At 64.8% G+C, this 20,278-nt stretch carries 15 protein-coding genes; 5 read left to right on the top strand and 10 right to left on the bottom strand.

Annotation, left to right across the window (positions count from 1 at the left end):
* Positions 1-144: 144 nt before the first annotated feature.
* From POS17_RS21250 to POS17_RS21205, 9 genes are all read right to left on the bottom strand, one after another.
* Positions 145-1,860 carry a response regulator gene (locus POS17_RS21250; protein ID WP_060840402.1) on the bottom strand — a complete coding sequence of 572 codons (1,716 nt, stop codon included), beginning with the start codon at positions 1,858-1,860 and terminating at the stop codon, positions 145-147.
* Between the two features lie 43 nt (positions 1,861-1,903).
* Positions 1,904-2,530 carry a response regulator transcription factor gene (locus POS17_RS21245; RefSeq protein ID WP_060840401.1) on the bottom strand — a complete coding sequence of 209 codons (627 nt, stop codon included), beginning with the start codon at positions 2,528-2,530 and terminating at the stop codon, positions 1,904-1,906.
* A 238-nt stretch (positions 2,531-2,768) separates the two neighbouring features.
* Positions 2,769-7,727 carry a hemagglutinin repeat-containing protein gene (locus tag POS17_RS21240; protein ID WP_060840400.1) on the bottom strand — a complete coding sequence of 1,653 codons (4,959 nt, stop codon included), beginning with the start codon at positions 7,725-7,727 and terminating at the stop codon, positions 2,769-2,771.
* 102 nt (positions 7,728-7,829) lie between these two features.
* Positions 7,830-9,557 carry a ShlB/FhaC/HecB family hemolysin secretion/activation protein gene (locus POS17_RS21235; protein WP_060840399.1) on the bottom strand — a complete coding sequence of 576 codons (1,728 nt, stop codon included), beginning with the start codon at positions 9,555-9,557 and terminating at the stop codon, positions 7,830-7,832.
* Positions 9,558-10,323: 766 nt separating this feature from the next.
* Positions 10,324-11,655 carry a deoxyguanosinetriphosphate triphosphohydrolase gene (locus POS17_RS21225; RefSeq protein WP_060840397.1) on the bottom strand — a complete coding sequence of 444 codons (1,332 nt, stop codon included), beginning with the start codon at positions 11,653-11,655 and terminating at the stop codon, positions 10,324-10,326.
* 239 nt (positions 11,656-11,894) lie between these two features.
* Positions 11,895-13,058, bottom strand: a complete 1,164-nt coding sequence (locus POS17_RS21220) for an EAL domain-containing protein (protein ID WP_060840396.1) — start codon at positions 13,056-13,058, stop codon at positions 11,895-11,897.
* 155 nt (positions 13,059-13,213) lie between these two features.
* Positions 13,214-13,555, bottom strand: coding sequence for a hypothetical protein (locus POS17_RS21215; protein ID WP_060840395.1), 342 nt, complete (start codon positions 13,553-13,555; stop codon positions 13,214-13,216).
* The gene (locus tag POS17_RS21210) at positions 13,552-13,941 is read right to left on the bottom strand and encodes a phage holin family protein (RefSeq protein WP_060840394.1); all 390 of its coding nucleotides are present in this window, start codon (positions 13,939-13,941) and stop codon (positions 13,552-13,554) included. The genes POS17_RS21215 and POS17_RS21210 overlap by 4 nt, the downstream gene beginning before the upstream one ends.
* A 1-nt stretch (position 13,942) precedes the next feature.
* The gene (locus POS17_RS21205) at positions 13,943-14,257 is read right to left on the bottom strand and encodes a DUF883 family protein (protein WP_060840393.1); all 315 of its coding nucleotides are present in this window, start codon (positions 14,255-14,257) and stop codon (positions 13,943-13,945) included.
* 333 nt (positions 14,258-14,590) lie between these two features.
* Here POS17_RS21205 and POS17_RS21200 point away from each other — a divergent pair, with 333 nt between their 5' ends.
* Positions 14,591-15,799: an ammonium transporter gene (locus POS17_RS21200; RefSeq protein ID WP_060841989.1), complete on the top strand. Its 1,209-nt coding sequence runs from the start codon at positions 14,591-14,593 to the stop codon at positions 15,797-15,799.
* A 50-nt stretch (positions 15,800-15,849) separates the two neighbouring features.
* On the opposite strand, the gene POS17_RS21195 is transcribed toward POS17_RS21200, so the two are convergent.
* Positions 15,850-17,805, bottom strand: a complete 1,956-nt coding sequence (locus POS17_RS21195; RefSeq protein ID WP_060840392.1) for a monovalent cation:proton antiporter family protein — start codon at positions 17,803-17,805, stop codon at positions 15,850-15,852.
* 291 nt (positions 17,806-18,096) lie between these two features.
* Here POS17_RS21195 and POS17_RS21190 point away from each other — a divergent pair, with 291 nt between their 5' ends.
* From POS17_RS21190 to POS17_RS21175, 4 genes are all read left to right on the top strand, one after another.
* Positions 18,097-18,333 (top strand): glutaredoxin family protein, encoded by a 237-nt coding sequence (locus tag POS17_RS21190; protein WP_060840391.1) that lies wholly within the window; start codon positions 18,097-18,099, stop codon positions 18,331-18,333.
* A gap of 111 nt (positions 18,334-18,444) precedes the next feature.
* Positions 18,445-18,891, top strand: coding sequence for a S24 family peptidase (locus POS17_RS21185; protein ID WP_060840390.1), 447 nt, complete (start codon positions 18,445-18,447; stop codon positions 18,889-18,891).
* A 40-nt stretch (positions 18,892-18,931) separates the two neighbouring features.
* The gene (locus POS17_RS21180; protein WP_060840389.1) at positions 18,932-19,252 is read left to right on the top strand and encodes a hypothetical protein; all 321 of its coding nucleotides are present in this window, start codon (positions 18,932-18,934) and stop codon (positions 19,250-19,252) included.
* 79 nt (positions 19,253-19,331) lie between these two features.
* Positions 19,332-20,222 (top strand): pseudouridine synthase, encoded by an 891-nt coding sequence (locus tag POS17_RS21175; RefSeq protein ID WP_060840388.1) that lies wholly within the window; start codon positions 19,332-19,334, stop codon positions 20,220-20,222.
* Positions 20,223-20,278 lie beyond the last annotated feature (56 nt).

Here is a 20,278-nt window from a genome sequence, read left to right as displayed (position 1 = left end):
TGAGGCTGGGTTCTAGGCCCAAGCATAGTTAAGGCCGGCTCTTCCTGCCTTGGCCCCGTCGGCTGCGGGTTGACGGGGCTGGCCTGCAGGGACGGGTGGCGAGGCAATACTGGCCCTTTGATATTTATCTGGCAAGCGCAGGCTTCATGGCGGATTCGTCAGCTGCGGGGCGATGCTTTTCTGCCCTGTGGCTTGCGTCTTGGAGGGCTCGGGTGGCGGGTGATCAAGGTGGCGATGCAAGGACTGGGCGAAGTGCACCAGGTCCCGGTCCAGGCGGCGGACCGCAGCGCTTATCGCCTGCTGTGCAGCCGGTTGCAGGCAAGCCTGTTCCAGAGCCTCGCACCCGGCTTGCAATGCCCCGGCCCCGACCATCAGCGCCGAGCCCTTGATCTTGTGGGCCAGGGCCACCAGCGCCCGGGGATCACTGGTCGGGATCTGCTCCAGCTGGCGCCGGTCTTCCTGGCAGCAGCGCAGCAACTCGTTGAGCATGCGCCGGGCGAACAGCGGCTTGCCACGGGTCAGGGTCCGCAAGGCGCGGATGCTGAAGCTGTCGGGCCGAGGCCGGGGCTTGAGGCTCGCCAGCCTGCGGCTCAAGTGCTCCAGGCCCAGGGGCTTGGCCAGGCAGTCGTGCATGCCGGCGTCGAGGCCGCGCTGGAGTGCTGGCGGGTCGGTGTCGGCGCTGCAGCCGATCAGGGTGGTCGCCGGCCGCTGCTCCCGTGTTTCGTGCTGGCGTATGGCCTCAGCCAGCTGGTAGCCGTCCATCGATGGCATGTTGCAGTCGAGGATCAGCAGGTCGAAGTCGCCTTGGCGCCACAACTCAAAGGCCTGGCGTCCGTCGCTGGCGCAGGTGACCCGGTGTCCGAGGTACTCCAGCTGGCCCTGCAGCAGGGTCAGGCTGGCGCGGTGGTCGTCTGCCAGCAGCACATCCAGCGGCACCGCCGTGGCGGGCAGCGGCTCTGTGGCACCCGCGGCGGCTTGGGCGGTGCGGCCGCTCAGGGGGAGCCTGACCCGCGCCTCGCAGCCGGGGCCGCTGCGCCCGTGCAGGCTCAGGCTGCCGCCCATCTGCCGGCACAACTGGTGGCTGATGGGCAGGCCAAGCCCGGCGCTGTTTCGCGGCGACTGGCTGTCGGGGTCAAGCTGGGCGAAGGGCAGCAACAGCCCCTGGCGTTCCTGCTCGGGAATGCCGATACCGCTGTCTTGCACTTGCAACAGCAACTCGTACCGATCCTGGCTTGCGGCGGGCTGCAAAGTCGCCCTGACCTGGATCGCGCCCTGCTGGGTGAACTTGATGGCGTTGCTCAACAGGTTGCCCAGCACTTGCTTGAAGCGCAGAACATCGATCAGCACCTGGGGAACGGGGCTGGGGGCGTTGAATTCCAGCTCCAGCGCCAGGTGCTTTTGTCGGGCCTGGGCGTGGAACACCCCGATCTGCCCCTCGATGCAATCGCGCAGGTCGACCCAGGTCGGGTTCAGGCGCAGGTGGCCGGACTCGATCCGGCTGATGTCCAGCAGGTCATCCAGCAGTTCCTTGAGGTCGCCGGCCGCGCCCAGCGCCAGCTCCAGCGGCGCGTGGGTTGGCGAACTGTCGCCGGTGCGGCGCAGCACCAGCTCCAGCAAGCCGATCAAGGCATTCAACGGGGTACGGAGTTCGTGGCCAAGGTGCCCGAGGAAGCGGCTCTTGTTGCGATCGGCCGCTTCGGCGCGCTGCTTGTCGGCCTCCAGGGCCGTCGCCGAGCGGGCCAGCGCCTGCAAGTGCCGGCGCTGCCGGCGCAGTTGCCGATAGAGCCGGACCTGGTTCAGCCATGAAGCCAGCAGTATCAGGCTGATGATGCCAACGGGCTGGAGCAGGGTGTCGATCATCGCTCGGCCGCTCGCCGCGACGGTGGTACCGGCAACTGGCGTCTCATATCAGTTCATTGCGCTTGGCCATGTCCACCAGTTCATTCATCGAGGTGGTAGCCAGTTTCTGCATGATGCGTTTCTTGTAAGTGCTGACGGTCTTGTGGCTGAGAAACATGCCCGTGGCAATTTCCTTATTGGTCTGGCCCATGGCGAAAAGTTGCAGAACCATCAACTCCCGATCACTCAAGGAGTTGAATTGGGCCAACTCCAAAGTTGCTCCCAGGGCGGCCCGGTCAAGGTGCAGGGCCTGGCTGGGAAAGTAGTTGTAGCCGTTGCAAATGGCCTTGACGGCACTGAGCAGTTCGCTCAGGTCTTCGCACTTGCACACATAGCCACTGGCCCCGGCGCGCATGCAGCGACTGGCAAACAGGGCCGCGGACTGGGCCGTAAGCACCAGGATGCGCATGGATGGGTGCATGTTGCTCAAGCGCTCCAGCAGCTCCAGGCCATCGAGCTTCGGGATGCAGATATCGAGGATGACCAGGCTGGGTTCGCATTCGCGGACCATCTGCAGGGCATCCACGCCATTATCGGTTTCACCAATGATCTGATACCCCTCGTGCTCCAGCAGAATACGCACCGCCATGCGTATCACGGGATGATCGTCAATGATAAGTACTGAGCCCATGTTGGCCTCCTGCCGATAAAGGAAAGTCCGAACAGTAGCCCAGCCGCGGGAGCGGAAATAGTTGCGAAAGTGTTGAAAAAACCAATCTAAGACAGGTCTTACAACGAATAAGGGGAGGTATTACAGCCGGTTGGCTGTCACGTGAAGTTAAGGCGGAGCGCAGCGCCCCTGAACCCGGGATAAAGGCCCCGGCGCGAGTCCGTGCAGGCCGCCCCCCGCGAGGAGGGCGGCCCGGGCCTCATGGGGTTTTCTGATCGATGCCGGCTTGCAGCAGCTGGCTGTCGGTATGGCCGCCGATCCGCAGCGGACCGAGGTTGAACGCCTGGTCCTGGCGGGTGGCGTCATCCTGTTTGCGGGTCAATTCGGCCACGCTGCCGGTGGCAATGTTGACCGGTGACTTGGACAGGTTGGCGCCGACGTCCACGCGCAGTTCCGAGCCGGCCAGGTCGGTTTTGCTGACTTTGGACCCCCCCAGTTCGACGCGACCCTCGCTGGCCCCGATGCGCGCACCGGTGAGCTGGGTTTCGCCGCTGACCTTCAGGTTGACGCCCTGCTGGGTACTGATCCCCGAGGCCTGTTCCACGCGGTTCTTGCTCTCGTGGCTGACGTTCAGGTTCAAGGTCGGGGTATAGGAGGTCTGACCGCTCTTGTCGCCAAACAGCACGCCTTCAGCGGTATTGGAAACTTTGCTGCCGGTGGTGTTCTTCTCGCTGACCGAGTAGCTGTCGCTGGTTTTCGGCCAGAAGCGTTCCTTCAGGCTGGAAAAGCGATTGCCCACGGCGTCGGCCTTGTCGGCCAGGTAGTTCTTGGCCTTGTCCACGCCGTTGCCAAAGGCGCCGCGTGGCTCGGGGTTGACGTCGTAGCTGCCGCTGCGGCTGAGTTTTTCTCCCAGGCGCTCCTTGGCGTCGCTGGCCTTGGCGACCAGGTTGTCCTTCGCCGAGCCGAGTTTGTCGACGCTCTTGTCGACGGCGTTTTCCAGCTTTTCCCGGTGCTGGTCGAAGCCTTTTTCGGCCTTGGCCTTCAGGTCGTCCTTGAGCGGACCGGCCGGCTTGGCCAGCTTGTCCACCAGCCCCGGCTGGTTCTTCGCCACTTCCAGCTTGGCGTCGATATTGACCTGGGTGCTGCGCAGCCGGTCCTGGCGGCTTTCGATGTCGAGGTTGCCACCGATGGCACCGTCGAGGCGTTGCGCGTCGATGTTGGCGCCGGCCAGATGCACGTTGCCGGCACTGTTGAGGGTCACCTGATCGGCCTTGATCAGGCTGTTGTGCTGAGTCGTGTTCTGGCGCTGATCGACGTCGATCTTGGCCCGGGCATTGATCCCGCGATCGACTTTCGGCGAGTCGTGCTCACCGGCATCGGCCAGGGTGGTCTTGCCCATGCTGCCACCGGCGCCCAGGGTCAGGCCCCAGTTGTTGTGGACCTGGGTGGACTGCGCCGACTCCTGATAGATGCCGCCCTGGGCCGCATCCAGCACCACCTTGGCGGCGTCGATGCGCGTGCCCTGCAGGTGAATGGCGCTGTCGCCCTCGGCGGCGCTGGCCAGGCGTACCTGGCCCTGGCTGTAGAGCTGGGCGCCGCGCTGGCTCTGATCGTTTTCATTGACCCGGCCGATGTTGAAGTTGGCACTGAGGTTGACGCTCTTGCCGCTGCTTTGCTCGCTGCTGGTCTTGCTGCCACCGGCCGTGAGGCCGCCACCGAGGTTGCTGCCCTGGCTGTGGTGGGTGTCCACCGCGGCTTGCAGGTCGAGCTTGCCGCCGGCGTCCAGGGTGATATCGCCGGCCGGCCGCGCGGCGTTGCCGATCTGCGTGCCTTGCAGCGTCAGGTCGCTTGCACTCTTGAGGTTGACCGGTCCCTGGCCCTGGATGCTGGCGACCCGCGCCTGGCTGTCCTGCTGTTCGAGGCCCTTGTGATCCAGTTGCAAGCCTGCACCGACATTGAGGTTGGTGCCGCTGCTACCTGGAGTGGTGCCCAGGGTCAGGGAGGCATCGCCACGCAGGCTGGAGTTGCTGTTGCTCTGGCGGTCGTTGGCCTGATTCAGCGCCAACTGGCCACCGCTCTTGAGGTCGACGCCGCCCTGGCCACCATTGAACTGGCTGCCTTCGAAGCGGGCATCGCCACCGACCTTGATGTCCACGCCCTGGCTGCCTGCGTAGCTGCCGACCTGGGCCTTCTCGGAGCTGCTGGTGACGTTGCTGCTGCCACCGGCACCGCTGCCACGGATGTTCAGGTCTTCACCGGTGTTGGTGTAGACCCGCACGCCAACCTTGGCGTCCACGGCCTGTTCGCTGCTGCTTTGGGTATCGCTGGCGGCACTGGCCAGTAGGCTGCCGGCGTCGATCTTCAGCGCGCCGTCGGTGGCGCGGTACTGGGTGCCCTGGTCCTTGAGTTGGCCGTCGGCCTTGACCGTGACCTGGCCGCCGCTCAACTGGCTGACCACGGCGGTGCTGGCGCTTTCATTGCGCTGGCGGTTTTGGTGGCTGACATCCACATCGAGCCCGACATTGGGCTGTTCCAGGGCATCGAGTACCCCAGGCTGATGGAACTTGCGCTGGGCCACGCCCTGGATGGCTTTTTCGATGGGGCGGGTGACGCCCTTGTATTCGACGTTGGCGCCGACATCCACCGCCCAGTTGTTCTCCTTGTGGCTGCTGCTTTCGCGGTTGTGCGCGGCCTGGTTGTCGATTTCGGCTGCATTGACCTGCAATGCACCGCCAGCCTTGACCTGGGCGCCTTCGGTGGTGAGGCGGTTGCCGGCATTGATGGTCAGGTTGCCGCTGGCAGCGATGTTGCTGGTCTGGGCAGTGCTCTTGCTGCTGCTGTCCTGGCTGCTGGTGTGGGCCACTTCCAGGCCATTGCCGGCGCGGTCCAGGCCGCCGGTGTAGTAGAAGCCGCCACCGGTGGTGGTGCTGTCGCTGTGCTTGGCGGTGGTGTTGTCCGCGGCCAGCAACTGCACATTCTTGCCGCTCAGGCTGGCATCGCCGGCCGTGGCCGCAAGGTCGCTGCCTTGTACCTTGAGGTCCTCGCCGACAGTGACCGCCAGGGTGCCGCCAGTGAGGCTGGAGGCCTGTTGCCGGGTGCTGTCGCTGCTGTCGTTGCGCTGCTCATCCTGGTAGCGCACCCCGGCCCGGTACTGGCCGGTGCCCGGGGCGTTTTCCTTGGCGTAGGCGTCGAAGCCGCGCTTCTGGGTGCTGCTGCTGTCGTGCCGGGTGTCTTCGGCTGCGACGACCTTGACCGTGCCCTTGGCGCTGGCGTCCAGGGCTCCCGCAGCGGCGACCTGGGAGCCGCTGATGGTCAGGTCCTCGGCACTTTGCAACTTCAGGTTGCTGTCCGAGCGCACCTGGCTGCCGACGGTGGTGCTGCCTTTGCTCTGCTGACGGCTCTCGTCCTTGGTGATGCCGAAGAACTTGCTGTCCTTGCTGTGGCTGTTGCGATGGGAGGTGTCCTGCACGCCGTCGATGGTCAGCGAGCCTTTGTTACTGATGACGCTGGCCTGGGTGGCGCCCCGGGCCTGGCTGCCGCTGATGCGTACGCTGTCGGCACGCACGATCAGCTTGCCGTCGGCGTTGACCTTGCTGCCCTGGTTCTCGGTCTTGCCCTGGTCGCCGTCGGCGTTCTTGCCGAAGAAACCACCGCCCACCAGGTCGCCGGAGTAATGCTGGTTGCTCTGGCTCTGCTGGCGGCTGGCGCTGGTGATGTCGACGTCCTTGGCGGCCAGCTGGATGTCGCCCTTGCTGTGCAGCTCGGCGCCTTCAAGGCGCAGCTTCTGCCGGCTGTCGAGTTGCAGTTGCTGGCCGCTCTTGAGCTGGCTGGTGACGCTGCGCTGCTGGCTGCTGGCGTTGTCCCAGTTTTCCTTCCACAGGTGCTTGCGGTGCTGGCCCTGGTCGCGCTGGGTGTGGGTTTCGGTGGCGGCGGTCAGTTGCAGGTCGCCGCCACTCTGGGCGTTGAGGTTGTGGCCAGCCTCGACGCTGCTGCCCTGGATCCGGGTATTGGCGCCGGATTTCAGCTCCGCGTCATGCTGGGCCAGCACCTTGTTACCGTGCTGGCGTGTTTCGCTATCGGTCTGGGTAGCGTCGTAGGTCTCCCAGGTGATGCCGATGGTGCTCTTGTCCCACTGTTGGCGTTTTTCCTGGAGCTTGCGGCTTTCGATGCTGCTCAGGGTCAGGTTGCGCCCGGCATCGAGCTTGACGTTGCGGCCGCTGACGTCGGTGGCGGCCAGGGTCAGGTCCTTGGCGCCGTGCAGTTCGATATCGCCCTGGCTGCGCACCCCGGCGCGAACCGCGTCGAGGCTGTTGTCCACGGCCTGGCCGCGGATGTCCAGGTCACCGGCGGAAGTCAGTTTGACCCCGTCGCGGCCGTCCACCTGGACGGCGCCGACGCGCACCCCGGCACCTTCAGCGGTGCTGACGATATTGATCCGCCCGGCCTGCATGGCGCCGAACAGGCTGGCATCGATGCGCTGGTCCTGGGTGTGGCTGGTCGGGTCGACCTTCAGCACCTTGCCGCTGGGGTAGTCGAGCTGATTGCGGCCCACGGTCACGTTCAACTGGTCCCGGGCGGCGAGGCTGCCTTTGCTGTCGATGCGTGGGGCGATCAGGTTGATCGAGCCCTCGGCGTTGCGCAGGCCGCCGCCGTGGATATCCAGCTGGCCCCGGGCGTCCTGGGTGTTGAGCCCCTGCAGCTTGCCGTCCTGGAGTTCCGGGCGACCCACCACCAGGTTGGCGTTGGGGGTGTTGATGAAGCTGCCGCCATTGACCGAGATGCCGTTGGGGTTGGCCAGCACGAAGTCGGCGGCGCGGCCGAAGATTTCCTGGGCGCCATTGAGTTGCGAGGCGTTGCGGCTGATCACCTCGTTGAGGATCACGCTGGCCGCCTGGCCGTGGAGTTGCTGGTTGGCCGCCAGTTGCCCGGCCAGTTGCGACTGCCCGGCTTGCAGGGCGTTGTTCAGCACCACCCCCTGTTGCCCGACGTTGTAGTCCAGGAACTGGTTGTGGGACAGGCCGCCGGCGTTGGGCGCGACGATGTTGACGATGGGCACGCCGCCCTGGTTCTGCAGTTGCGGGGTGCCGCCAGGGCCCTCGACCACGGTGATCCCGCCGGCCAGGGCCAGGGGCAGATGGGATACCAGCAGCAGGCCGGCGATGGTCCAGCGCAATCTGCCCTGGGGCGAAAGGTTGAAGCGGTGAGTGTTGTCAGGCATGAGAACCTCGTTCTGAGTAAGTGAGCCGGGCGTTGCCTTCTAGAGGGGCGACGGCGCGTTGTGCTCAGGTTCGTCGGGTATTTCAGGCTAATCGGCGGTTGATCAAATCTGCAGGCTGAACCTGGCCAGCCAGACTTCCGGTTCCGTTCGGAAACCTTGTGGGGTGTTGAGGCTGTGCTGGTAATCCAGGTCGACCTGAAGGTTTTTCCAGGCCAGGTTGAGGCCCAGGCTGGCCGCGCTCAGGTGCCGACTCTGGGCACCGTGTTCGGCCTTGATCCAACCGTTGTCCAGGCCCAGGCGTGGGGTGATCTTGAGCGGCAGGTCGCTGTTGAGCGGCAGGCGCAGGGTGTTGCGCCACACCGCGCCGATGGCGCCGGAGGCACTGTTGAGGCGGTAGCCGCGCACCGCCGAATCGTCGGTGCCCAGCAGTTGTTCGATGGCCGGCAGCGGGTCCGGGCTGTACTGCGCCGAGAGCTGGCTCTGCCACTGCCAGCGCTGCTCGCCCAGCTGGCCGTTGCGCCACTGGCTGAGGCCGGCGCGGTACTTGCGAAACTGTGCCTGGGGCAGGTTGCGCTGCACCTGTTGCGAGTCGCGGTCGGCGCCGAACCAGGTCAGGCCCTGGGCGTAATTGACATCCAGGTTCCACACCGCGCTGTCGAGCCAGAACAGGTTGAGCCCGGCCTCGGCCACGGTCAGGGTCGGACTCTGGATCTGCAGGTGGGCCTTTTGCAGGTAGCTGTCCACATCCTTGTAGGCCAGTTGCAGGTTGGCGCTGAGCTGGTGGCTCTGGTCGCGCCACAGCACCCGGTCGGCGCGGCCGCTGACCATGTCGGTGCGGCCGCTGTTGTACAGGGTGGTGCGGGCCAGCTTCAGCGGCGCGCGGTATTCGGCGTGGCTGGCGAACAGGCTGTAGGTCCAGTAGCCGTAGGGCACCGAGTAGAACAGGCTGCTGCTGCGGCTGTAGCGCGGGCCGTGGTTGAGGGTGTCGCTGTAGTTCAGGTTCAGCGCGTCGTTGATCTGCAACGGGCTGTCGAGGTTGAGGTTGATCGACTGGCGGTCACGCCCGGTGCCGGCGCTGCCGAGGTTATCCACACCCAGGCCGAGCCCCCAGCGCGCGGCGCTGCTGCGTGAACGCAGGATGATCCGCGAGGCGCCGGGCTGGCTGCCGGGAGCGATGTCGGCGGTCAGGTCCAGGGAGCGCAGGCGGTTCAACTGGTCCAGGCCCTGTTCCAGGTCCCGCAGGTTCAGCGGCTTGCCGAGCATGCCGGGGAAGGCCCCGCCCAGGGACACCGGCAGGCTCTGGTCGGCCAGTTCGATGGCTTCGACGTAGCCTTCCTCCACCAGGATATCCAGGCTGTGCCCGGCGGCCGGGGTGCTGGCCAGGTACGGGCGGCTGGCAATGTAGCCGGCCTCGACATAGAGGCGAGTGATGGCCGCCAGTAACTGGTTGATCTGATTGACCCCCATGCACGGCGCGACATACGGCTTGATGGCGTCGTTGAGCCGGGTTTTGCCGAACAGGCTGACACCGCCGATGCGGGTGCCGCTCAGGGGCCAGCAGCGCTCGTCGCTGGCGGGCTGCCGGGGCAGGTCGGGGTTGGCCGGGGTGCTGCTGAAGCTGCCGCGCTGCATCTGCCGCTGGCGCTGTTCCAATTGCAGTTGTTGCAGGTCGCGTTGCTGTTGCTGCTGCAGGCGCAGGGCTTCCTGGCCCGGTTGCACGTCGGCCAGGGCCAGGGCCGGGGTCAGGCAGATCAGGCCCAGCAACAATCCCAGGCAGCCGTTGCCCATAGGGGCGAAAAGGGAGCGGTCAGTGCGTGATGAATAGGGCACTTGGCATCCTTACTGTAAAAAGACCAAGTGACGAACAACAGAAAAGCCGATCGTTGAGGCTCAACTAGTGACGTCGCTTTAAGTTCTGCACGGTGAATATGAGGTACCGTCGATCGCTATATCGACGACCTATCTTCAAGTGCTCGCGAGTGACAATTCCTGAGTGAGAGCCGGGTGCTTCAATCTAAAATCAGGTATGACAAAAGGGTTGAGTGAGTTGCAGTGCAAACGTTACAGCGTGGTGTGAAACTAATTTTTCCGGGGGCGGTCAGCGGGGAAATATCTTGTTGAAATCGAGACTATCCGAAACTAAAAACTCGATTTGTACGTAAATTGTAAATGCATAGAAGGCTAACAAAAAAATCCTGGCGGCCTTGATTGGCAAGGGGTTCAGGCAATTGCTGAGAATCTGCAAAGGTAGGATGTTTGGTTGAATCAAGAACAGGTGTTGGAATGTGTGAAAGCAGCGCAATATCTGCGCGCCGCACACCGAGTGTTTACGGCTAGTTGCTCTTTCTACCTGAGTAGTTGCTCTAGTCTTGTTGTTCGTTAATTGAAGTCATGTTGCTCGGGGAATGCCTTAGAGTCGGACTCTTGAATGACATGCCCGTAATGCCGAGTGTTTTTCCCCCTGTACTGGCGCATATCCGGAGTTTGTCGGCCGCTGTTGCGCCGGCCGGGCTAGGGGAATCCCTTAGTTGTCGATTGGATGTTGCCGGTCATATCAAGTGCCTGGCGCGGCCGCCAGGCACTTGATGTGCGAGGGTCATTGCGGACTTGAGCGTCCGGTCATTTCCCGGGCCATTTCACTGGCGTAGCTGTCGGTCATGCCGGCGATGAAATCGATCATGCGCAGGAACGAGGTGTGCAGCGGCCAGTTCGGATCCGGCGCGTTGTTGCCCAGCAGATCGAGGATCCGCCGGTTCTTGAACGACGGCGTCTTGCCGCCGTGCTGCTCCAGTGCCGCGCCGCAGAACGAGTTCAGCAGGATTTCCAGGGTGGTGTAGGCGCCGATCTCGTGCAGGGTCTTGCGCTTGTCCTGGAAGATCTTGCGCCGTGCCACGTCCTTGGCATTGAGCACGCAACGCTTGGCCGGGCCATGCATGTGCTCCACCAGATCGCCGTGCAGGGTGCCGGCCAGCAGGGCGTCCTGCTGTTCGACAAAGGCTCGGGCGGCAGCGTTGGTCAGGTGCTCGATGGCCTTGCCCCGCAGGATCGCCAGGCGCCGCCGGCGCGAATCCCCCGGGCCCAGCTGGCGATAGGTTTCCGGCAGGTCGTCGCCCACCAGCCCCAGCAGCAGGGACTCGACTTCGGCGTACTCCAAGAGGTCCATCTCCAGCCCGTCTTCCAGGTCGATCAGGGCGTAGCAGATGTCGTCCGCGGCTTCCATCAGGTACACCAGCGGATGCCGGGCCCAGCGCTGGTCTTCCAGTTGTGGCAGGCCGAGCTTGTGGGCGATCTGCTCCAGCAGCGGCAATTCGCTCTGGTAGCAGCCGAACTTGTGCTTCTTGTAGCCCAGGGAGTCGGCGTGGCGCGCGGTCCAGGGGTACTTGAGGTAGGTGCCGAGGGTGGCGTAGGTGAGCCGGGTGCCGCCGTCGAACTGGTGATATTCGAGCTGGGTGAGGACCCGGAAACCCTGGGCATTGCCTTCGAAATTGAGGAAGTCCTGGCGTTCGGCCTCGCTCATCGCGTCCAGCCAGCCACGCCCGGCGGCCTGCTGGAACCAGTGGCGGATGGCGTCTTCGCCGGAATGGCCGAAGGGCGGGTTGCCGATGTCATGGGCCAGGCAGGCCGACTGCACGATCATCCCCAGGTCGCTGGGTTCGCACCAGTCGGGCAGGGCGTCGCGCAGCGTCTCGCCGACGCGCATGCCCAGGGAGCGACCGACGCAGCTGACTTCCAGGGAGTGGGTCAGGCGGGTGTGGATATGGTCGTTGCTGGACACCGGGTGCACCTGGGTCTTGCGTCCCAGGCGGCGGAATGCGCCGGAGAAGATGATGCGGTCATGGTCTTTATGGAAAGGGCTACGGCCGAGTTCTTCCGGGCTGTGCACTGGCTTTCCGAGGCGTTCGCGGTTGAGCAGGGTCTGCCAATCCAAGGCGGGGTCTCTCCGAAAAAAAACTGAAGGGCAGAGCTTCCGGGTTCCCGGGCGTGGCCGCAAGAGGCGCATGGCCTGCGCTGGTGCATCTATAGGGCCGACGCCTTCGCTGGCAAGCCAGCTCCTACGCGGAAATGGCGTGGCCTGCGCCCCCAGCTGTAGGAGCCGGCTTGCCGGCGAAAGGGCCTGCTAGTCGTGCACCCGTCTGGCGAACGCCTTCGTCGGCAAACGGGGCGGGGCTACAAGCCGGCGGCGTCGATGTCGATCAGCAGCAGGCGCTGGCCGTTGTCGAAGAACTGGCCGGCGGTCAGGCAGTACTGGTTGCTGGTGGCGTCGCGATAGGTGCTGGACAGGGTCAGGCGCCGTTCCTCCCAGCCTTCGGCCAGCAGGTGATAGAAGTACGGGCGCCAGGACCAGTTGTGGCCGACGTAGCTGCTGTCGGCCTGCCAATGGTTGTGGCGCCATTCCAGGTTCGGGGTCAGTTGGGTGCCGTGGCGATCGCACTGGTAGAAGCGCAGCAGCCAGGGAAAGGCCGTGACCTCGGGCAACTGGCTGATGGGTGCCTGGGCCTGGGCCCAGGCCTGCAGCAGGTGCATCAGTTCCGCCAGTTGCAGGCGCATATGCATCAGGCGATTGCGTTCGGCCAGCTTGTGCCGCACGTAGCGCTCGCGCAGGCGGGCGAAGGGCTGGACGAAGGCATCACTGGCGAACAGCTGTTCCTGGGCCCGGGCAAACAGAAAACCCTGGACATAGCGCGAGCCACACTCCAGGGCGAAATCCAGCTCGGCCTCGGTTTCCACCCCTTCGGCGATGATCCAGCAGCCGGTCTTTTCCGCCATCAGGGCCAGGGCCTTGACCACGTCGCTGCTGGGGCCGCCGCGGGCGGCGGCCTGGAACAGGCGCATGTCGAGCTTGAGGATGTCCGGTTGCAGGGCCAGCACCCGGTCCAGTTGCGAGTAGCCGGCGCCGAAGTCGTCGATGGCGATTCGCGCCCCGGCCTGGCGGTAGCGCGCCACCACTTCGCTCAGACGCTGGCTGTTGCCCCCCAGCTCGGTGATTTCGAAGACGATGCGCCGTGGGTCGACGGCGTTGTGCTGGATCTGCCTGAGGCTCGGCAGGGCTTGCCCGGGCCTGAGCCGGCTGATCCAGCGCGGGGAGATGTTCAGGCTCAGGAACCAGTCCGCCGGGGCTTCGTGCAGGCGCCGCAGGGCGTCGTCGCGGACCTGGCGGTCAAGGCGCCGCAAAGCGCTGGAAGGGGTACGCGGATCGGCGAACAGCGGTCCCACCGACGTCAGCTGGCCATTGCTCTGGCGCAGGCGGCCCAGGGCCTCGACCCCGGCGATCCGCCCGGTGGCGGTATCGATGAACGGCTGGAAGCAGGCGAGCGGTTGCCCGTCGATCACAGAGCCTCCTTATAAGATTCTTGTGGTTAGGAAGTCTTGGCTGCCGGGTGCACAGGCAGGAGTCGGCCCCTTGGTTAAGGGGCCGATCGGGGTTGCATAGCAAGAATGCAGCCAGATGTGGAACCGCCAGTGACAGGTCGGTTGCGCAGGGGCGATCAGGGCTTGCGCGAGGTGCCTTGCAGCGCCAGCCGGATCAGCGGCAGCAGGCTGGTGCCCAGACGAACCAGGCGCGTGAGGCCGCCGGTGCCGCCGCTTTTGGCGCCCTTGCCGGTGAGGAACCCCAGCAGGGTCACCACCGCCACGCCCCAGAGTGGTGCGTGCTTGATGCCAAAGCCTTCCTGCCAGCTTTGTCCCAGGCCACGCACCCGTTGCAGGGGTTGCAGCAGTTGCTGGGACTCGTGGCGGATTTCCTGGCGATGCATTTCCATGCGCAGGCGAATCAGTACCTTGCGCATCTCCCGGCGTGAGGTGTTCTGCGGAATGTCGGGCAAGTTCATGGCAGCAGGTGCTCCCGATCGTTGGCCAGCTCTTCGAGCGTGGCGTGGAAGGGCGAGGATTCATCGAAGATCGCCGCTTTCAGGCGCAGGCCGCAGAACAGCGCCGCCAGGGCATAGAACACGCACAGTCCGATGATGCCGGCCAGGCGATAGCTGTCCCACAACAGGATCAGCACCAGCGCCGACAGCCCCACCAGCAACAGCAGGGCGAACACCAGGGCCAGCCCGGCGAACAGCAGCAGGCTGACGGTGCGGGCCTTCTGCTCCTGCAACTCGATGCCGAACAGTTCTACGTGGCTGTGCAGCAGGCCCAGAACCGCGGCTCCCAGACGCCGTGAGGACGCGCTTGGACCGCTGCCGGACGAAGTGGATTCGCCGATAGCCATATCAGCGCCGCGTCGCCAGCAGGCCGATCAGAAAGCCCACGCCGGCGGCGATCCCGACCGACTGCCAAGGGTTGCTCTGCACGTAGTCCTCGGCGGCGGTGACGGCGGCCTGGCCGCGCTGGCGCAGGGATTCCTCGGTCAGTTGCAGGGTTTCCCGGGCCTTGAGCAGGCTTTCGTGGATCTGTTCGCGCAGTTCGTCAGCCTGGTCGCCCGCCAGGGTCGCGGTGTGTTCCAGCAGACGCTCCGTGTCACTGACCAGTGCCTGAAAATCCGCCATCAGTACTTCTTGAGCCGTCTTCGCCGTTTTGCTGGCCATGGTTGTTTCTCCGTTGATTGCGTGTGTGAGCTATGAGTGTGAGCCCTGAGTGAAGGTTCACTGTAATTGCCTGGTACAGCTTTTGCTTTGTCCTGGTGCGCAAGACGTCGGGCTTGCGCCGAAAACGAGCGAGGGTGGCGCGCTAGCCCGCGTAAACCCTGGCCGAAAAATCACAACCTCAAGGTCAATCTGCTTTCCGTGGTCTTGCGTCCGCTGCCTGGCGCGCCAAAACGGTTCACCGACAGCGCGGATCGCGCACCCGGGGAGCCAACTTGGTGCAAGGTCGGCTGCAGGGGGCGGGAGATGATGGCCGATTTCGGATCTGCCTACTCCATGGAAAATCTGCAAAGCGCTGTGGACACCCTGGTCCACGGTTCCAACACCCTGTTCATCCTGATCGGGGCGGTCATGGTCCTGGCCATGCACGCCGGTTTTGCCTTCCTTGAGGTGGGCACCGTGCGCCTGAAAAATCAGGTCAATGCGCTGTCGAAGATCCTCAGTGACTTCGCCGTCTCGACCCTGGCCTATTTCTTTATAGGCTATTGGATCTCCTACGGCGTGAGCTTCCTGCAACCGGCCGCGGTCATCAGCGCCGATCACGGCTATGGCCTGGTGAAGTTCTTCTTTCTGCTGACCTTCGCCGCGGCGATCCCGGCGATTATCTCCGGCGGCATCGCCGAGCGCGCGCGTTTTGTGCCGCAATTGTGCGCCACGGTGCTGATCGTGGCCTTCGTCTACCCGTTTTTCGAGGGCCTGGTGTGGAACGGCAATTTTGGCGTGCAAGCCTGGTTGCAACAGCGCTTTGGCGCCGGGTTCCATGATTTCGCCGGGTCGGTGGTGGTGCACGCCATGGGTGGTTGGCTGGCGCTGGCGGCGGTGCTGTTGCTGGGGCCGCGCAACGGACGCTATCGCGACGGCAAGCTGGTGGCGTTCGCGCCGTCGAGCATTCCGTTCCTGGCCCTGGGGTCGTGGATCCTGATTGTCGGCTGGTTCGGCTTCAACGTGATGAGCGCCCAGACCTTGCAAGGGGTCAGCGGCCTGGTGGCGGTGAACTCGCTGATGGCCATGGTCGGCGGCACCGTGGCGGCATTGATCGTCGGGCGCAATGACCCGGGCTTCCTGCACAACGGGCCACTGGCCGGGCTGGTGGCGATCTGCGCCGGTTCTGACCTGATGCACCCGGTAGGAGCCCTGGTGACCGGGGCGATTGCCGGGGCCTTGTTCGTCTGGTGCTTCATCGCCGCCCAGAGCCGCTGGAAGATCGACGACGTGCTCGGAGTCTGGCCGTTGCATGGCCTGTGTGGCGCGTGGGGCGGGATTGCCTGCGGGATCTTCGGCCAGAGCGCGTTGGGCGGCTTGGGCGGGGTCAGCCTGGCCAGTCAGGTGTTCGGCACCGCCCTCGGGGTGCTGGTGGCGCTGCTGGGCGGCTTTGCCGTGTATGGCCTGATCAAGGCCGCCTGCGGGCTGCGCCTGACCCAGGAGCAGGAGTACTACGGCGCCGACCTGTCGCTGCACAAGATCGGTGCGGTGAGTCAGGACTGAGGCACTCGCGGCCCTGGCGGCGTCACGCCCAGGGCCATTGCAGGGCGGCCTCAACCGCCCTGCAGGCGGGCTTCGCAGGCCTCGATCGCGGCCTGGGAGCCGGACACCAGCACCCGGTCGCCGGCCTGCAGGCGCGGTGCCGGGTTCAGCGGCAGGTCGTTGCCGTTGCGTTGCACGCCTTGCACATCCACCCCCAGGGCCTCCAGGCCGAGCTCTTGCAGCAGCCGGTTGCAGGCGTGGGCGTCGGCGTCCAGGTTCACCGCGTGCATCTGCACCGCCGGCGGTTCGTGATTGTCCTGGGTCGTGCTTTGCGCGCCGTGGTAGAAACCGTGCAGCAGGCGATAGCGGCTGTGGCGCACTTCGTCCACGCTGCGTTGCACCCGCTGCTCCGGCAGGCCAAGCATGATCAGTGCGTGGGAGGCCAGCATCAGGCTCGACTCCAGCAATTCGGGCACCACTTCGTTGGCACCGGCGGCCTTGAGTTCGGCCAACTGGCTGTCGTCCCGGGTCCGCACCAGGATCGGCACGTTGCGGTCCAGGCGCCGCGCGGCCTTGAGTACCGCCAGGGCGATGTCGGTCTTGTCCACGGCAATCACCAGCAGGCGGGCCCGCTCCAGGCCCACCGCGGCCAGCAGGTCGCCACGGCGGCAATCGCCGTAGTGCACGCAGCTCTCCGCCGCCGAGGCTTCCTGGACCCGCACCGGATCATCGTCCAGGGCAATGAAACGCAGGTGCTCGTGCCGCAGGAAACGCCCGATGGACTGGCCGACCCGGCCATAGCCGCAGATCACGACATGGCCCTGCAGCTCGGCGTTCTGCGCGCTGATCTCCTCCAGCTGGGCGGCCTGGTTGGGCTTGCGGTGCAGGCGCGCGGTGATCACCGGCGCGGCCCGCAGCAACAGTGGGGTCAGCAGCATGGAGCTGAAGGTGGCGGCCAGCAGCAGGCTGCTCAAGTGGGACGGGATCATCTGGGTCAGTTGCATCTGCGCCATCAGGGCGAAGCAGAATTCGCCGCCCTGGGCCAGGGCCAGGCCGCTGCGCCAGGCCGTCTCGCCGTCGCTGCCGCGCAGCTTGAGCAGGATCGCCACCACGCTGCCCTTGATCAGCAGCAGGGCCAGGGTCAGGCCGAGGATCAGCAGGCTGTGATCGATGAACAGTTGCAGGTCGATGAGCATGCCGATGCTGACGAAGAACAGTCCGAGCAGAATGTCGCGGAACGGGCGGATATCGGCTTCGATCTGGTGCCGGTAATGGCTTTCTCCCAGGAGCATGCCGGCGAGGAAGGCGCCCAGGGCCGGCGACAGGCCGAGCAGGTGGGTGAGCCAGGCGGTCAGCAGCACGATCACCAGGGCCAGTAGCACGAAGAGCTCGGCGGAGTGGGAGGCGGCGACTTCATGGAACAAGCGCGGCAGCAGCCAGCGGCTGGCCAGCAGCAGGCCGAAGAACAGCACCAGGGTCTTGCCCAGCGTCGCCGGCAGGGCCCAGTACCAGGCGTGCTCGCTGTTGCCGGCGAAGACCGGCACCAGGGTCAGCAACAGCACCGCCACCACGTCCTGGAACAGCAGCACGCCGATGGCGTTCTGCCCGTGGCTGCTGAAGATCTCGCCGAGGCTGGTCAGCTCCTTGCTGACAATCGCGGTGGAGGACAGGGCCAGCCCGGTGCCGAGCATCAGCGCCGCGCTCAGGGGCATGCCGAACAAGGCCAGCACTCCCCCCAGGATCAGCCCGGTGCACAGCACTTGCAGGCTGCCCAGGCCAAACACCACATGGCGCAGGGCGAGCATCTTCGACAGGGAGAATTCCAGGCCCAGGGAGAACAGCAGGAACACCACGCCCAGTTCGGCCAGGTCCGGCAACTCTTCACTGTCGTTGACCCAGTCCAGGGCGGTTGGCCCGACCATCAGGCCGACGGACAGGTAGCCCAGAACCGGCGGCAGGCTCAGGCGCCGGAACAGCGCGATGACCACCAGTGACGAGGCGAGAATGATTAGCAGATTGGCAAACAACGGGCATCTCCGGACAAGGGGGCGGGCAGGGCAAAGCCTAGAGGCAAAAAAGCGGCGAGGATCGCCCGGACGGCAAAAAAACACCCTGACTCACGTCATTCTTTGTCGAGAATGCTTCATATTCATGAGCCTCAGAATCTGCCTGTCCGGGGGCTGTCCGCCTGCCGCAGCATTCTCGGAGCAGAGCCACGCAGGGGCACGGATCCCGGGTCAGCCAGGACCAGGAGCGGGTCGACGGCTTGCCTGCTCGCGCCTAAAATAGGCACCTGTTCTTCACACGGTTGCCCTGTCATGCCCCCTGAATGCCAATTGTTCGGCACCCTTGGTTGCCATTTGTGCGAACTGGCCGAGGCCGAGTTGATGCCGCTGGTGGAGCACGGCCTGATGGTCGAGCTGGTGGATATCGCCGAGAGTCAGGAGCTGTTCGAAACCTATGGCCTGCGCATTCCGGTGTTGCGCCGCGTGGACAATGGCGGCGAGCTGGGCTGGCCCTTCGATGCCGAACAGGTGGTGGCGTTCCTGCGCTGACCCCCGGGTAGCCGGGGCGCGACTTCCGCCTGTCGCCCGTCCCCGGAATTCATTGGCGAGATCCGTCGATTCGGTTACTGTATGCATATACAGCTATCGAGGAGTCTCGCCATGTCTCTCACTTTCCTGACCGGTTCCGAACGCTCACAGCCGTTGCCAGCCCGTTTCCTGGAGCAGGGTGACGGTGACTGTGCCTCCCTGGCCAGTGAGCCCATCGGCAACGGTTTTTCCCTTGACCGGACCCTGGGGCTTGGGGCTCCGCAGATCCACGGCCTGCTGGTGGATGACGACAACCTGCTGGGGTTCGGCATCTACCCCGGAGACCGGTTGATCGTCGATCGCTCGGCCACTCCGGTGGTGGATCAGTACCTGGTGGTAAGGCCCCGGGGCGCGGCTGAATACTCCCTGCGCCTGCTGGCGCCCGATCCTCGGGGCGGTCTGTTGCTCAAGGCGGCGCGGCCTTCAATTCCCTCCATGGCGCTGGATGACCCGGACTCGATCGAGATCTGGGGCGTGGTGCTGTGGGTGGTCAGTTATGTGGGGCGCAAGCAGCCCTGATGGATGTGGCGCACGCTTCGAATCGTTAAAGGAATACATGATGGTCAATGTCGAACAACTGAAAAACAGCGTGAACGGCATGTCTGCCGATGTGGTTCGGGAGGCGGTGCTGGAGCTGCGCCTGGACGGACTGGTCACTGAAGGCAAGACGCCCTTCAACAAGTTGCATTTCAATACCTGCTTTGCCGAGATCGAGGCCCTGTTCCAGCGTGCCGGTTACCATCGGCAACTGGATGTGGTGGGTTACCAGGGGCTGCTGTACGCCCTCTATGATCCAGGCCGCTGGGAGGCGGTGGATGTATTGCGCTGGCTCAAGGAGTTCACCGAGGCTGCCGCGCAGGCCCGGCATTCGTGCGCTTGAGGTCGGGCAAACTGATCCTAGGTTTCCCGGGGGCTGCTGTTGGATAATGCCGCCTCGCATTGAACCCTCGAGCTTTGTCATGTCCTCCGCGAGTTTTTCTGCTGCACAGCATCAAGCCAGCACCTTGTACCTGCCCCCCGGCTCCTGGCCGACGGTGCTGGACTGCCTGTGCGATCACTTCAAGGCCATCAGCCGCGAGCAATGGCTGGATCGCATCGCCCGTGGTCGGGTGCTGGACGGGCAGGGCCAGCCCATCAGTCTGGACCTGGCCTATCGCGAAGGCCTGCGGATTCATTATTTCCGCGAGGTGCCGGACGAGAAGGTGATCCCGGTGCAGGAGACCATCCTCTACGCCGACGAGCATCTGGTAGTGGCGGACAAACCGCATTTCCTCCCGGTCACCCCGGCGGGCGAGTATGTCGAGCAAACCTTGCTGCGCCGTCTGATCCGGCGCCTGGACAACCCGCACCTGGTGCCCTTGCACCGCATCGACCGGCACACCGCCGGGCTGGTGCTGTTTTCCGCCGATCCGGGCAGTCGTTCGGCCTATCAGGCGCTGTTCCCCACCCGGCGGATCGAGAAACGCTACGAGGCCATTGCCGGCGCCTTGCCGCACCTGAGCTTTCCCCTGGTGCACAAGAGCCGCCTGGTGGACGGCGAGCCCTTTTTCCGCATGCAGGAAGGCGCGGGCGCAAGCAACACCGAAACCGCCATTGAGGTCAGGGAAAAGCACGGCGACCTGTGGCGTTACGCGCTGTACCCGGTGACCGGCAAGAAGCACCAGTTGCGCGTGCACATGAGCGCGCTGGGGGCGGCGATTTGCAACGACCCGTTCTACCCCGAGGTGCTCAAGGATGCCGAGGACGATCATGCCAGGCCGCTGAAGCTGCTGGCCCAGGGGCTGCGTTTCATCGATCCGCTGACTGGACAGGAACGCGAGTTCGAGAGCCGCATCCGCCTGCAGTGGTGAAAACCCTTTCGCAGAAACAATAAAACCCGCACCAGGCGGGTTTCATTGCATGCAGA

The sequence above is a fragment of the Pseudomonas sp. Os17 genome (assembly GCF_001547895.1).
Classification (GTDB): domain Bacteria; phylum Pseudomonadota; class Gammaproteobacteria; order Pseudomonadales; family Pseudomonadaceae; genus Aquipseudomonas.
The sequence above is the reverse complement of the archived record's forward strand: the minus strand, read 5'-3'. Positions and strand labels throughout refer to the sequence as shown.